Source organism: Streptomyces humidus (genome assembly GCF_014649655.1).
Lineage (GTDB): Bacteria > Actinomycetota > Actinomycetes > Streptomycetales > Streptomycetaceae > Streptomyces > Streptomyces humidus.
The window spans coordinates 1-13,321 of sequence record NZ_BMTL01000037.1; the positions used below are offsets into that span (position 1 = coordinate 1).

At 71.0% G+C, this 13,321-nt stretch carries 10 protein-coding genes, 1 tRNA gene and 2 pseudogenes; 8 read left to right on the forward strand and 5 right to left on the reverse strand.

The genetic code is table 11. The features are described 5' to 3' along the window. Positions 1–136: 136 nt before the first annotated feature. Positions 137–415: pseudogene (locus IE239_RS33425) on the reverse strand (transposase); the annotation flags it as partial. Between IE239_RS33425 and IE239_RS33430 the strand changes: the two are divergent. After that, the gene (locus IE239_RS33430; protein WP_229878526.1) at positions 407–811 is read left to right on the forward strand and encodes a 1-acyl-sn-glycerol-3-phosphate acyltransferase; all 405 of its coding nucleotides are present in this window, start codon (positions 407–409) and stop codon (positions 809–811) included. The pseudogene IE239_RS33425 and the gene IE239_RS33430 overlap by 9 nt on opposite strands. 491 nt (positions 812–1,302) lie before the next feature. Here the strand turns inward: IE239_RS33430 and IE239_RS33435 are convergent, their stop codons facing one another. Next, the gene (locus tag IE239_RS33435) at positions 1,303–2,202 is read right to left on the reverse strand and encodes an NADP-dependent oxidoreductase (protein ID WP_190153221.1); all 900 of its coding nucleotides are present in this window, start codon (positions 2,200–2,202) and stop codon (positions 1,303–1,305) included. Between the two features lie 111 nt (positions 2,203–2,313). Continuing rightward, complete coding sequence (locus IE239_RS33440) at positions 2,314–3,192, reverse strand: NmrA/HSCARG family protein (protein WP_190153222.1); 879 nt, start codon at positions 3,190–3,192, stop codon at positions 2,314–2,316. Positions 3,193–3,331: 139 nt separating this feature from the next. On the opposite strand from IE239_RS33440, the gene IE239_RS33445 reads away from it, so the two are divergent. Further along, positions 3,332–4,117, forward strand: a complete 786-nt coding sequence (locus IE239_RS33445) for an AraC family transcriptional regulator (RefSeq protein WP_190153223.1) — start codon at positions 3,332–3,334, stop codon at positions 4,115–4,117. Positions 4,118–4,208: 91 nt separating this feature from the next. Here IE239_RS33445 and IE239_RS33450 read toward each other — a convergent pair whose 3' ends face one another. Continuing rightward, the gene (locus IE239_RS33450; protein WP_190153224.1) at positions 4,209–5,399 is read right to left on the reverse strand and encodes an IS110 family RNA-guided transposase; all 1,191 of its coding nucleotides are present in this window, start codon (positions 5,397–5,399) and stop codon (positions 4,209–4,211) included. A 251-nt stretch (positions 5,400–5,650) separates the two neighbouring features. Between IE239_RS33450 and IE239_RS33455 the strand changes: the two are divergent. Next, positions 5,651–6,334, forward strand: a pseudogene (locus IE239_RS33455) (tyrosine-type recombinase/integrase); the annotation flags it as partial. 254 nt (positions 6,335–6,588) lie between these two features. Here IE239_RS33455 and IE239_RS33460 read toward each other — a convergent pair. Further along, positions 6,589–6,660, reverse strand: a tRNA-Arg gene (locus IE239_RS33460). Positions 6,661–6,855: 195 nt separating this feature from the next. On the opposite strand from IE239_RS33460, the gene IE239_RS33465 reads away from it, so the two are divergent. From IE239_RS33465 to thrC, 5 genes are all read left to right on the forward strand, one after another. Beyond that, on the forward strand, positions 6,856–7,356 hold the full coding sequence (locus tag IE239_RS33465) for a response regulator (protein ID WP_373308183.1): 501 nt from the start codon (positions 6,856–6,858) through the stop codon (positions 7,354–7,356). 277 nt (positions 7,357–7,633) lie between these two features. After that, positions 7,634–8,776 carry an ArgS-related anticodon-binding protein NrtL gene (gene nrtL, locus IE239_RS33470; RefSeq protein WP_190153225.1) on the forward strand — a complete coding sequence of 381 codons (1,143 nt, stop codon included), beginning with the start codon at positions 7,634–7,636 and terminating at the stop codon, positions 8,774–8,776. A gap of 14 nt (positions 8,777–8,790) precedes the next feature. Then, positions 8,791–10,182: a diaminopimelate decarboxylase gene (gene lysA / locus IE239_RS33475; RefSeq protein ID WP_190153226.1), complete on the forward strand. Its 1,392-nt coding sequence runs from the start codon at positions 8,791–8,793 to the stop codon at positions 10,180–10,182. A gap of 285 nt (positions 10,183–10,467) precedes the next feature. Then, a complete protein-coding gene (locus IE239_RS33480; RefSeq protein WP_190153288.1) occupies positions 10,468–11,766 on the forward strand; it encodes a homoserine dehydrogenase in 1,299 nt (432 codons plus the stop codon). A gap of 6 nt (positions 11,767–11,772) precedes the next feature. Beyond that, positions 11,773–12,831: a threonine synthase gene (thrC, locus tag IE239_RS33485; protein WP_190153227.1), complete on the forward strand. Its 1,059-nt coding sequence runs from the start codon at positions 11,773–11,775 to the stop codon at positions 12,829–12,831. Positions 12,832–13,321 lie beyond the last annotated feature (490 nt).

The window sequence follows — 13,321 nt, forward strand, 5'->3', positions numbered from 1 at the left end:
CAGCGGCCACCATAAACAGCGACGATCCCGGCAGCGGAGGCCAGGGCCAGATCACGGAGCGTACGCACACTCACCGTATTCGAGCGTCACGCTCTGCCATGGAGTGGCGGCTTTTACGCTTATCTCCTCCGCCCACCTTCTTCAGGAAGCCGGTGTCGTCCATGATCAGCACGCCACCCGGTTCACCGAGATGCTCGATCACGTAGTCCCGCACATCGTCGCGAACACCGTCGGTGTCTCAGTCCGTCCAGCGCAGCAGCCGCTGCATTCCATCTGGCGACACCTCGCCGGCCTGCTCGGCCAGCGTCTACCCGTTCTTCCGCTCCAACCCCGCAACCAGCCCGCTTACATAGTCGCGGGTCCGAGCCCGCTGCTCCAACCGCGCGGAACCCGGCGCAAGCCGCGGCTGAGACACCGTGCGCGGCGGAACCGGGCGACCTGGTCCCGCAGGCGCGTCGGCAGTCCTGCCGGAGCCCATCGCGCCAACAGCGCCACGATGGCGTCGCTCGCGAACGCGCTCCGGACGGGCTCGCTGGTGAGCATGATCCCGGAGGGCACGACGTGGTGCGGCCTGGCATCCGGTCGTTTCACTACGGCGACGTTCCAGGCGGCCATCGACGGCGGCGTCCCGGTCCGCCCGATCGCGCTGAGGTACCGCCTGGCCGACGGCCGCGAGACGAGCCGTCCCGCATTCATCGGCCCGGAGTCGCTGATCGCGTCCCTGCGCCGGGTCGCGGCCCTGCGCGGGCTGGTGCTCGAGATCCACATCTGCCCCGGAGATCGCCGCGGGCCGCGCGGAGAACCGTCGTGAGCTGGCGGCGCTCGCCGAGGCTGCGGTGCATTCGGCGCTGGGGACGGTGCAGATCCCGGCCCAGCGGCGCCGGAGCACCCAGCGGGTCCCACTGGCTTCGCCTCCTGCGAAGTGATCCGGGCCTGTCGCCGCGATCCGGCGACAGGCCCGGGTTAGGAGGCTTTCGCGGTTTTGCGCGCGGGCCTGTCATCGTGATCCGATGACAGGCCCGTTCGCCGATCTTCCGCGTGGAATTCGACGGCGGCTGCGGCTCGCTTGGCCGGCTCGGCCTGGCTCGGCCCGTCCGGTCGGCTGGCTCGGCTTACCCGACCCCGTCCGAACTCGGTCCAACCCGATCGGCCGGCCCGTCCGGTCGGTTCGCCCGTCTGAGCTCGGTCCAACCCGGCTGGCTCGGACCGTCAGGCCGGACACGTCCCGCTGACTCGGCGCGCTGGACTGATCGGTCTGTCGCGCGCGCCCGGTCTGCGCCGGGCACGAAGCCGCGCTCCCGTTCAGCTGATGGCGAGCGTGAGCTTCCCGCCGGGGTGACCGTCCTCGCTCTCGATCTGCGCGGCGGCCGCGTCATCGAGCGGGTAGCTCTTGCCTTGGGCGATCCGGACCCCGCGGTCGGTGACCCAGCCGACGATCGCGGTCAGCACCTCCCGCGACTGCTCGGGACCCGAGTACGGGATCCTCAGCTCGTAGGCGGCCTCATCGGCGATGGTGACGATCCGGTCCTTCGTGCCCCGCAGCTTGACCGACCCGGGCAGCACCCCGTGCCCGGCGGCGTCGAACACGGCGTCCACCGGTCCCGGCGTGGCCTCGCGAACCCGTTCCTCCCAGCCGTCGCCGTAGAGGACGGGCACGACCCCCAGCGACTTCAGGTCGTCGAGGTTCCGGCTGCCGGCGGTGCCGATGACGGTAGCGCCCTGCGCGACGGCCACCTGCGCGGCGAAGCGCCCGACCGTGCCGCTGGCGCCGTGGACCAGCAGCGTCTCGCCTTCGCGGACCTCGAGCAGTCCGAGGACGCGAAGCGCGGTCTCGCCGGCGACCGGCAGCGCCGCCGCGTCTGCCCACGAAATGCCTGCGGGCTTGGGCGCGAGCGCCTTCGCCAGCGCGTACTCGGCGTAGCCGCCGGTCTCGGGCCAGCCGAACACCTCGTCACCGACAGCGAACTCCGCGCCCTCGCCTGCGGCGTCGACGACGCCGGCCACTTCGAAACCGGGGGTGTGCGGGAAGGAAACCTGGAAGTTCTGCCGCTTGGAGCCGTTGCGGATCTTCCAGTCGAGAGGGTTGATCCCGGCGGCCCGGACGGCCAGCCGCACCTGCCCCGGGCCGGGTTCCGGCACCGGGACCTCGGACAGCTGCAGGACTTCCGGCCCGCCGTAGGCGGAGAAGGTGATCGCTCGCATGGGTTCTCTGCGTTCCTCGAGTTGTGACTTCGAATGTTGGCGGATGCGTTGCCGTGCCCAGAGCGCCGAGGCCGTGGGCACGATCGCGGGGCGCTCATCGCGGCCGGAGGTTCAGGAACCAGCCACGTTCGTGGGCGCGGTCCAGCCGGTGGATCGGATCCACTCGGCCAGGTCCAGGGTGGCCGGCTCGATCGCCCGCACAACCGCAAGATCCGACGGGTGTTCCGCCGCCTTCGCGAACTGGCGGAACATCGCCCTGTCGAGGTCGCTGGGAAGCACGCTCAACGGGAGGGCCTCGTAACGTGCCGGGAGCCCGGCGCGCGCGCCGAACGCCGCGGCGATCTGAGGGCCCGTGAGCTCGTCGCCGACGAGCTCGACGGCTCCGCCGGGTGCCTCCGCGGTGTCGAGCAGGAGCGCGGCGGCGACCCGGCCGACGTCCCTGAGCGAGATCATCTTCAGGGCGACGTCCTCCGGCAGCGGCAGCCTCAACACGATCTCTCCGTGCTCCAGGCTCGGTGCCATCTCCTCCATGAAGGGGGCCGGGCGAACCACCATGGCCCTGAGGCCGGACTTCCTCAGGTGCTCCTCGATCGAGTGCTTCGAGTCGTGGTGCGGCACACCCCACTCCCGGTCCGCGCCGATGACCGAGTTGAACACGACGTGCGGGACGCGTGCCGCGACCGCCGCGTCGACGAGCGCGGTGCCGATGCGGATCTCCGTCTCGACCTCTTCGAGGCTGTTCGCCTCCGGGGTCATGAAGTAGAACCCCTCGACCGCCGTCAGCGCGGCGGCCAACGACGCCGGGTCGTCGGTCCGGATGGCCGCCAGCTCGACGCCGCGGGCGGCCAGCGCCTGAGCCCGGTCGGACTGCGGGTTGCGGACCAGGGCCCGCACCGGGGCCTTGTGATCCAGCAGCGCGTCGACCACGAGCCCGCCCTGTCGCCCCGTCGCGCCGAAGACTGCGATAGTGCCGGTCGTCTGTGTGCTCATCGCTGCCACCCTTCACCAGCGGCCTCGACCTTGATCTTTTGTGACATGTCTCTACGGTGCGGTCCGCGGCGCCAGGCGCACCACCGGTATCACGCCAGGTTCTTCCGATAACCCGCCAGTGGCGGGTAGCCTCGATGGCGTGTCCGACTTCAGCGGCGAGCCGAGCTTCTGCACCGACGATGCGCCGTTGTCGGTGCCGCTGGCCCATGGCGCCGAGGTGGCCGCGCACTTCCACGACTACGGCCAGCTCCGCTACGCCGCGCGTGGGGCCCTGGTCACAGCGACCCAGGTGGGCACCTGGGTGGCGCCGGCCAGTCGGATCATGTGGGTGCCGCCCTTCGCGGTGCACAGCAGCAAGGCGTACGGCGAGACGGACATCCGGGTGCTGTCGCTGCCCGTGACGCTGACCGGACAGCTGCCGGCCGAGCCGTCGGTCTTCGTGGCGAGCGCGTTGCTGCGCGAGGCCTATCTGGCGCTGATGAGCGAGGGCGAGCCGCTGGAGAGCCCCCGTGCGCGGCTGCTGATCGACGTCGTACTCGCCGAGCTCGCCCGCGCCGCACAGGAGCCGCTGCGCCTCCCGGAGCCGAGCGACCGGCGTCTCAAGGCGGTCACCGACCTGCTCCACGTGGACCCAGCAAGCCCGGCGACCCTGGCCGAGCTGGGCCACCGCGCCGGCGCCAGCGAACGCACCCTGAGCCGACTGTTCGGCAGGGAACTGTCGATGAGCTTCCACCAGTGGCGCACCCTGCTGCGCATCCAACGGGCGCTGATCGAGCTCAGCGACGGTGCCTCGGTCACCGCCACGGCGATCCGGCTGGGCTGGTCGAACCCCAGCAGCTTCATCGACGCCTTCACCGAGCTGGTCGGTCAGACACCCGGGGGCTATCGCTCGTCGGCTCGGTCCTCCGGCAGCTCCCATGGGTGAGAGGTTGGCGGGGTAGCCGTAGTTCCTGGCGGAACATCGGTAGCAGCCCAATGGTGCGGGAGCTCACGCTGGGGGGGTGTCCCAGTGGTTGTCAAGCCGCTGCTGGGGCAGGAGCGGCTTCGGGGCGGTAATGAGTCCCGTTGCGCAGCATCGCGTAGAGGACGTCGCAGCGTCGGCGGGCCAGGCAGATCAGCGCGGCGTTGTGCTTCTTGCCTTCGGCGCGTTTGCGGTCGTAGTAGGTCCTGCTGGTCGGGTCCGACAGGGCGGCGAACGCGGCGAGGAAGAACGCGCGTTTGAGCTTGCGGTTGCCGGTGCGGGCGGGGTGCTCGCCTTTGATGCTGGTGCCGGAGCTGCGGGTGACCGGGGCGATGCCGGCGTAGGCCGCGAGATGTCCGGAGCTGGCGAAGTTGGAGGCGTCGCCGATCTCGAGGAGGATGCGGGCTGCGGTCCTGACGCCGATGCCGGGCATCGAGGTCAGGACCCCGGCAAGAGGGTGTGCATCGAATATCCCCTCGACCTGGGCGGCGACCTGCTTTCGTTGCTGGAGAACGGTTTTGAGGCTGTCCGCGAGTCGGGGCAGGACCGTGTCTGCGGCCGCGGTGCCGGGGACGGTGACGGTCTGCTCGCCGAGCGCGGTCATGATCGCCTCGACCAGTTTGTCGCCCATGCGAGGCGCGTGGACCTTGGCGATCGCGGTGAGTTTGCGGCGGCCGGCCTTGGCGATGCCGGTCGGTCCGCCGCAGCGGGACAGTATTTCCAGCACGGCCGGGTGGCTGATCTTGGGGCCGATGGCGTGCTCGAGGGTGGGGTGGATGCCGGTGAGCAGGCCGCGGATCCGGGTAGCTCCGCCGGCCAGGTCGTCGTCGAACCCGACCAGCACCTCCAACTCGGCCAGGGCCTCGTCGCCGACATCGACCGGGCGCAGGGTGTGGGGCAGCGAGCGGGCGGCGTCGGCGATGACGAACGCATCCCGGGCATCGGTCTTCGCGCGGCCGGGGTAGAGGTCGGCGATGCGGCGCATGGCCAGGCCAGGCAGGTAGGCGACCTGGTGACCGGCCGCGCGAGCGACCGCGACGGGCAGCGCCCCGATCGTGGCCGGCTGGTCGACCACGACCAGCAGCGTTCCGTGCCGGGCGAGTTTGTCGAACAGGGCTCTCAGTTTGGGTTCGGTGTTGGGCAACGGGGCGTCATGCAGCCGCTTGCCGTCCGGGTCGAGGCCGACCGCGTGGTGGGCATCTTTGCCGACGTCCAGGCCGAGGAACACGCTGAAACTGCTGCTCATCCACCATGCCGTTCACTCGTCGCGAGTGGTCACCGGGAGGGCATCGATGGCCGGCACCCACGTTACGACGAGACCTACCAGTTGGTGGCCGTGTCCCTATCAGCGGTCCCTCGATGCCACCAGACCCGGTGACACCACCCCCCCGGATCATGCCTTCGACTGGGGGCGTTAGTCATGCCGGGCCTGGCGACCACAGCTCCTTGAACAGGAACTACGAAAAAGGTAACGGGGGTATCGCTGCCCGATCACTGCAAGTTGTGGTCAACCCGCAGCAGGCTCGGGAACTGCTCACCGCCCTCACCTACGTGGGCGGCTATGAGCGGGCGAGTGGTCGGCGGCTGCGGGCCTTCTTCGGGTGCCTCTACTACGCGGCCATGCGGCCGGGTGAGGCACTCGGCCTCCGCCGCGCCGACTGCACGCTTCCGGCACAGGGCTGGGGCCGCATCGAGCTGGCGGAGACCCGCCCGACGGCCGGTAAGGCGTGGACCGACTCCGGCGAGGCGCACGACCGGCGAGGACTGAAGCAGCGGGCCCAGGGAGAGGTACGCACCGTGCCGATTCCGCCCCCGCTCGTGCGGCTGCTCCTTGACCACCTGGACGAGTTCGGCACGGCGGAGGACGGCCGGCTGTTCTCCAGCGAGCGGGGCAACGTGATCGCTGCCTCGTCGTACTCCCGAGCGTGGAAGCAGGCCCGGGAACTGGCGCTCGTCCCCGACCAGGTGTCCTCGGTCCTGGCCTTCCGGCCGTACGACCTCCGGCACGCGGGCGTCTCCCAGTGGCTCAACTCGGGAGTGCCCGCCCCGGAGGTCGCCGCTCGCGCCGGCCACTCGGTGGACGTGCTCCTGAAGATCTACGCCAAGTGCATCGACGGCCAGGAGCAGGAGATGAACGACCGGATCATGCAGGGGCTCGGGGAGGACGACACCGAGAACTGAAGACGGTCACGATCAAAGGACGGAAGCCCCGGAGTGATCCGGGGCTTCCGTTCGTCCACGCATAGTCCACAGAGACGTGCTGAGGCCTCTCGAAACCTCCGCTGACCTGCTGCGGAGCCCTCCAAGATCAACACGCCATTACAACGTGATCAGTGGCAAACGGCTGCTCCCGGCGGCACCCGCCTGCACATACGCGAAGACCCCGGCTCCAGCGTTTCCGCTGGTGACGGGGTCTCGGACACACTTACACAGTGTGCCCCCGGCAGGATTCGAACCTGCGCACACGGCTCCGGAGGCCGTTGCTCTATCCCCTGAGCTACGGGGGCGTGTCGGTCGTGAGGTGTTGCTCGCGGCGACGGGTAGAACACTACCAGCTCGCTCGGGGTGATCAGGAACGGGTTTCCGGGGCTCATGGAGGGCCGGGTGGCTCGCACGGGGTGGAAGTGGGGAAAACCCGGACGCGGTGGCCGGTCCCGACCTACTCTCGAGTGGTGTCAGGCGCGTCGGGCCGGGTGCTTGTGGTGGACGACAACAAGGTCATCCGGCAGCTGATCAGGGTCAATCTCGAGCTGGAGGGCCTCGAGGTCGTGACCGCGTCCGATGGTGCCGAGTGTCTGGATGTCGTTCATCAGGTGCGGCCCGATCTTGTGACCCTCGACGTCGTCATGCCCCGGTTGGACGGGTTTGGCACCGCCGCTCGGTTGCGTGCCGATCCGCGGACACGTGACCTTCCCCTGGTCGTCATCAGCGCCTGTACGCAGTACGAGGTCGAGGCCGGCCTCGAGGTCGGCATCGACGCTTTCCTCCCCAAGCCCTTCGATCCCGCCGAACTCGTCTCCGTCGTAAGGGCGTTGGTGGAACGGGGGCAGGGCGTGGGCGAGGACGGCGCAGCGGGCGGCGTGGTGCGGTCGGGACTGGGAGCAGGACCGGAACGGGGGTCGGGGCTGGAGCTGGGGACGGGGGCCGTGATCGGGGCGGGGAAGGGCGGCGGGCCGAGTGGGGGTGCCGCGGCCGGGGAGTAAGGCGCTGCCCTGGAGCCCGGGGCCCTTCCTCCGTTTCCTCCGCGCCCCTTTGTCCACCCGTCCACTTCCTCCCCGTTCTCCGCTTTCCCGGCGTTCCCCACCGTGGGGTTCCCTTCCCGTCCCCTTTACCGTCGTCCTCTTCCGCGTCGTCCTCTTCCGCGTCGTCCTCTTCCGCGTCGTCCCTCTCCGTCGTCCCCTGTCCTTCTCGGCGTCCACATCTCGGGACCTCGGCCGACCGGCTCGCCCGCTCACCCCCCTCCTCCCATACGCTGGTCCCGTGACCCCCGTCGAGCTCTCCCGTACCGTGCTGTGCGCGGTGCGTCGTGCTGTCGACGAGGGGGAACTCAGCGTGGCAGTTCCTGCTCGTGCCGTGGTCACGCCGCCGGGGCCCGGAGGGCAGGGCGACTACTCCACCAACATCGCCCTGCAGCTCGCCCGGCCGGCCGGGCAGACGCCGCTCCGGGTGGCCGAGGTTCTCCGGCCGTATCTGATGGGCGCCGAGGGCGTCTCCGGTGTCGAGATCACCGGGCCCGGGTTCCTCAACATCAGCCTCGACGGTTCCGCCGTCGCCGGCCTGGTCCGGCGGATCAGGCTCGACGGCTCGCGGTACGGGCACAGCGACGACCTCGCCGGAGAGGTCTTCGAGGTGCGGGTGCCGTACGAGGTGCGGGCCGAGGTGCTCGCCGACGTGCTCGCGCGGATCATCGGGGCGCAGGGCGGCCGTGTCGACGTCAGTCACGACGTCGGCCACGGGGCCAGCCGCGACATCGGCCATGGGGCCAGCCGCGAGGCCGGTCACGGGGTTGTCCGCGCCCTCGTCCACGGAGTCCGCCGCGATGACGCACAGGGCGTCGGCGACGACGACCGCGGAGGCACTGTTCTCCGGCCCGTTCCCGCTCCCGAGGATCCTGCCCCGCTCGGTCTCGACGCCGCTCGCTGGGCCCTGCTCCACCCGGCCCCGCACGACCGGCCCCGCATCACCGCCGACCATCTGGTCCAGCGCGAGGGCAACCCCCTCTTCCGCGTCCGCTATGCCCACGCCCGCACCCGGGCCGTGCGCCGGAACGCCGCCGACCTGGGCTTCGCCGCCCGGCCCGGCCCGCTGGACGCCGCCGACCTCGTCAGCCTTCTCGCGGACTATCCCCGCATCCTCGCCACCGCCGTCGCCCCGGCGACCCGTTCGTCCAGGCCGTCGCCGCACCCGCTGGTCGTTGTCGACTTCGCCGCGCCGTCGCGGCTGGCCCGGCATCTGGTCGGGGTGGCCGACGCCACGCTCGCTCTGCTTCCCGCCGTCCTCCCGCGTGGTGCGGAGAAACCCTCGGCCGCCCATCGTGCCCGGCTCGCGCTCGCCGAAGCGGCCGGGGCGGTGCTGGCCGGCGGCCTGTCCCTGCTCGGCATCGACGCACCCGACCACCTCTGAAAGAGCACGCCCAGATGAGCCGTTCCGCCCACCCCGCCGGGCCCCGTCACGCCGACGTCCTTCCCGAGGGCCACTACTCCGCTCCGCCCGCCGACCTCAACGCCCTCGACCCCAAGGTCTGGGCGCGGACCGTCGTCCGTGACGACGACGGTGTCGTGACCGTCGGCGGCGTCGACGTCGTCACGCTCGCCGAGCAGCACGGCACGCCCGCCTACATCCTCGACGAGGCCGACTTCCGCGACCGGGCCCGTGCCTGGCGCACGGCGTTCGGGGCCGACGCCGACGTCTTCTACGCGGGCAAGGCGTTCCTGTCCCGGGCCGTCGTGCGGTGGCTGCACGAGGAGGGGCTGAACCTCGACGTCTGCTCCGGCGGCGAGCTCGCCACCGCTCTGTCCGCCGGCATGCCCGCCGACCGGATCGCCTTCCACGGGAACAACAAGTCCACGGAGGAGATCGAGCGGGCGGTCGACGCCGGTGTCGGGCGGATCGTGCTCGACTCGTTCCAGGAGATCGTGCGGGTCGCGCACGTCGCGCAGTCCAGGGGCAAGCGGCAGCGGGTGCAGATCCGGATCACCGTCGGCGTCGAGGCGCACACGCACGAGTTCATCGCCACCGCCCACGAGGACCAGAAGTTCGGGATCCCGCTCGCCGGCGGGCAGGCCGCCGAGGCCGTGCGGCGGGCGCTCCAGCTCGACGGGCTGGAGCTGATCGGGATCCACTCGCACATCGGGTCGCAGATCTTCGACATGTCCGGCTTCGAGGTCGCCGCTCACCGGGTCGTCGGGCTGCTCAAGGACATCCGTGACGAGCACGGGGTGGAGCTGCCGGAGATCGACCTCGGAGGCGGGCTCGGGATCGCCTACACCAGTGACGACGATCCGAGCGAGCCGCACGAGATCGCCAAGGCGCTGACGGAGATCGTCACCCGTGAGTGCGAGGCGGCCCGGCTGCGCACGCCCCGTATCTCCGTGGAGCCGGGCCGCGCCATCGTGGGCCCCACCGCCTTCACCCTCTACGAGGTCGGCACCGTCAAGCCGCTCGACGGACTGCGGACCTACGTCTCCGTCGACGGCGGCATGTCGGACAACATCCGTACCGCGCTCTACGACGCCGAGTACAGCGTCGCGCTCGTCTCCCGCGTGTCCGACGCCGCGCCGATGCCGGCGCGGGTCGTGGGCAAGCACTGCGAGAGCGGGGACATCGTGGTCAAGGACGCGTTCCTGCCCGCCGACCTGGCGCCGGGCGACCTGATCGCCGTGCCCGCCACCGGTGCGTACTGCCGGTCCATGGCCAGCAACTACAACCACGTGCTGCGGCCGCCGGTCGTCGTCGTGCACGAGGGGGAGTCGCGGGTCGTCGTGCGGCGCGAGACGGAGGAGGATCTGCTGCGGCTCGACGTCGGCTGAGCGCGTCGGCGCCGGTGCCGGCGGCCGGTGGGACGGTGACGGAAGAAGCCCGGGAACATCCGGCGGAACGGCCGCCGGGACGGTTGCCGGCCCGGGCGGTGGAACGGCCGGTGGAACGGCTGCCGGAACGGGCGGTGGGGCGGGTGGAAGATCTCCTGTCTGCCGTCCTCCGGAAATGAAATAGATGTCTCACGATCCGGACCAGGGGCAGAAAGTCCGGTCCGGTGAGTGAGACTGGGTCAACCGGAAACATCCGTAGACGGTACGAGGAAACGAGGTCGGATGATGCGTACGCGTCCGCTGAAGGTGGCGCTGCTGGGCTGTGGAGTGGTCGGCTCAGAGGTGGCGCGCATCATGACGACGCACGCCGACGACCTCGCCGCCCGGATCGGGGCCCCCGTGGAGCTCGCCGGAGTGGCGGTGCGGCGGCCGTCCAGGGTCCGGGAGGGCATCGACCCCGCCCTCGTCACCACCGACGCCACCGCCCTGGTCAAACGCGGGGACATCGACGTCGTCGTCGAGGTCATCGGAGGCATCGAGCCGGCTCGTACGCTCATCACCACCGCCTTCGAGTACGGCGCGTCCGTCGTCTCGGCGAACAAGGCGCTCCTCGCCCAGGACGGCGCCGCGCTGCACGCCGCCGCCGAGGAGCACGGCGAGGACCTCTACTACGAGGCCGCCGTCGCCGGCGCCATCCCGCTGATCAGGCCGCTCCGTGAGTCCCTCGCAGGGGACAAGGTGAACCGGGTGCTGGGCATCGTCAACGGCACCACCAACTTCATCCTCGACAAGATGGACTCCACGGGCGCCGGATACCAGGAGGCGCTCGACGAGGCCACCGCCCTGGGGTACGCGGAGGCCGACCCGACGGCCGACGTCGAGGCGTTCGACGCCGCCGCCAAGGCCGCCATCCTCGCCGGGATCGCCTTCCACACGCGCGTGCGCCTCGACGACGTCTACCGCGAGGGCATGACCGAGGTGACGTCGGCCGACTTCGCCTCCGCCCGGGAGATGGGCTGCACCATCAAGCTGCTCGCCATCTGCGAGCGGGCCGCCGACGGCGCGTCGGTCACCGCGCGGGTGCATCCCGCGATGATTCCGCTGACCCATCCGCTCGCCTCGGTGCGCGGCGCCTACAACGCCGTGTTCGTCGAGTCGGACGCGGCCGGGCAGCTCATGTTCTACGGTCCCGGCGCCGGCGGTGCTCCCACCGCCTCCGCCGTGCTCGGCGACCTGGTCGCCGTCTGCCGCAACCGGCTCAGCGGGTCTACGGGGCCCGGCGAGTCGGCCTACGCCGCGCTGCCGGTGTCGCCGATGGGCGACGTCGTCACCCGGTATCACATCAGTCTCGACGTCGCGGACAAGCCTGGCGTTCTCGCCCAGGTCGCCACCGTCTTCGCCGAGCACGGAGTGTCCATCGACACCGTGCGGCAGCAGGGCCGACTGGACGGAAGCGGCGAGGCCTCCCTCGTCGTCGTCACCCATCGCGCGTCCGACGCCTCCCTCACCGGGACCGTCGAGGCGCTGCGCAAGCTCGACACCGTGCGGGGTGTCGCCAGCATCATGCGGGTTGAAGGAGAGTAACCAGCAATGACCCACCAGTGGCGCGGAATCATCGAGGAGTACCGGGACCGGCTGCCGGTTTCCGACAGCACGCCCGTAGTGACGCTCCGTGAGGGCGGCACGCCCCTCGTGCCCGCGCAGGTGCTCTCCGAGCGCACGGGCTGCGAGGTCCACCTCAAGGTGGAGGGCGCGAACCCCACCGGGTCCTTCAAGGACCGGGGCATGACCATGGCCATCACGCGGGCCAAGGAGGAGGGCGCGCAGGCCGTCATCTGCGCCTCCACCGGCAACACCTCCGCCTCCGCCGCCGCGTACGCCGTGCGCGCCGGTATGGTCTCGGCCGTCCTCGTCCCCCGGGGCAAGATCGCGCTCGGCAAGATGGGGCAGGCCCTCATCCACGGCGCGAAGATCCTCCAGGTCGACGGCAACTTCGACGACTGCCTCACGCTCGCGCGTGCGCTGAGCGACAACTACCCGGTGGCGCTGGTCAATTCGGTGAACCCGGTGCGTATCGAGGGCCAGAAGACGGCCGCCTTCGAGATCGTCGACATGCTGGGCGACGCGCCCGACATCCACGTCCTGCCGGTCGGCAACGCGGGCAACATCACCGCGTACTGGAAGGGGTACCAGGAGTACGCCGCCGACAAGATCGCCGCGCGCACGCCCCAGATGTGGGGCTTCCAGGCGTCCGGCAGCGCCCCGATCGTGCGCGGCGAGGTCGTCAAGGACCCGTCGACGATCGCCACCGCGATCCGCATCGGCAATCCGGCCTCCTGGAAGTTCGCGCTGGCCGCGCAGGAGGAGTCCGGCGGCTTCATCGACGAGGTGACGGACCGTGAGATCCTGCGCGCCTACCGGCTGTTGGCCGCGCAGGAGGGCGTCTTCGTGGAGCCCGCGTCCGCCGCGTCCGTGGCCGGTCTGCTGAAGGCGGCCGAGCAGGGCAAGGTCGACCCGGGGCAGCGGATCGTGTGCACCGTCACCGGCAACGGTCTGAAGGACCCCGACTGGGCCGTCGCGGGCGCACCGCAGCCGGTCACCGTGCCGGTCGACGCGGCGACGGCCGCCGAGCGCCTCGGACTCGCGTAAGCGACACCGGAGCACCGCGGGGTGGACGCCGGGCACGGGCGTCGGCGCCGGCACCAGCGCCGACGCCCACGGCCGGCGCGGGCGCCCCAGGGCCTCGGCTCTCGAGGCGACCTGCCGGTGCACCGCCCGGTCGGCCCAACGCCTCCGTCGTCCGGGCGGCCGGGCGGCCGGACGCCGAACCGCCCGGTCGGCCCAGGGCCTCGGCCCTTCGGGCGACGTGCCGGAGAAGTGTCAGGCGGCCCGGATCCTCGTGGTCAAGGGGACTTCCCCGGCGGATCGTTCGCAGGCTCAGGGCGGTCCGGACGGTCCGGGTGATCCGGGCGGTCCGGACGGTCCGAGCGACGCGCGACCCCGTGAGCGGCAGGTCGGGGGAGTTCCCCGGTGTGGGTGCACGAGGGGCCTGCGACACGCATCGTGCGCCTCCTGTGCGCCCTATGTCGCCGCAGAACCTTCCTTCGATAGGCTGTACCGGACCCGCCCGCTCGCATAT

Bases quoted from the DNA above. Each gene is read 5' to 3' on its own strand.
- IE239_RS33435 (WP_190153221.1), bottom strand. From the start codon at position 2,202: ATGCGAGCGATCACCTTCTCCGCCTACGGCGGGCCGGAAGTCCTGCAG.
- IE239_RS33440 (WP_190153222.1), bottom strand. From the start codon at position 3,192: ATGAGCACACAGACGACCGGCACTATCGCAGTCTTCGGCGCGACGGGG.
- IE239_RS33450 (WP_190153224.1), bottom strand. From the start codon at position 5,399: ATGAGCAGCAGTTTCAGCGTGTTCCTCGGCCTGGACGTCGGCAAAGAT.
- lysA (WP_190153226.1), top strand. From the start codon at position 8,791: ATGAGCCGTTCCGCCCACCCCGCCGGGCCCCGTCACGCCGACGTCCTT.
- IE239_RS33480 (WP_190153288.1), top strand. From the start codon at position 10,468: ATGCGTACGCGTCCGCTGAAGGTGGCGCTGCTGGGCTGTGGAGTGGTC.
- thrC (WP_190153227.1), top strand. From the start codon at position 11,773: ATGACCCACCAGTGGCGCGGAATCATCGAGGAGTACCGGGACCGGCTG.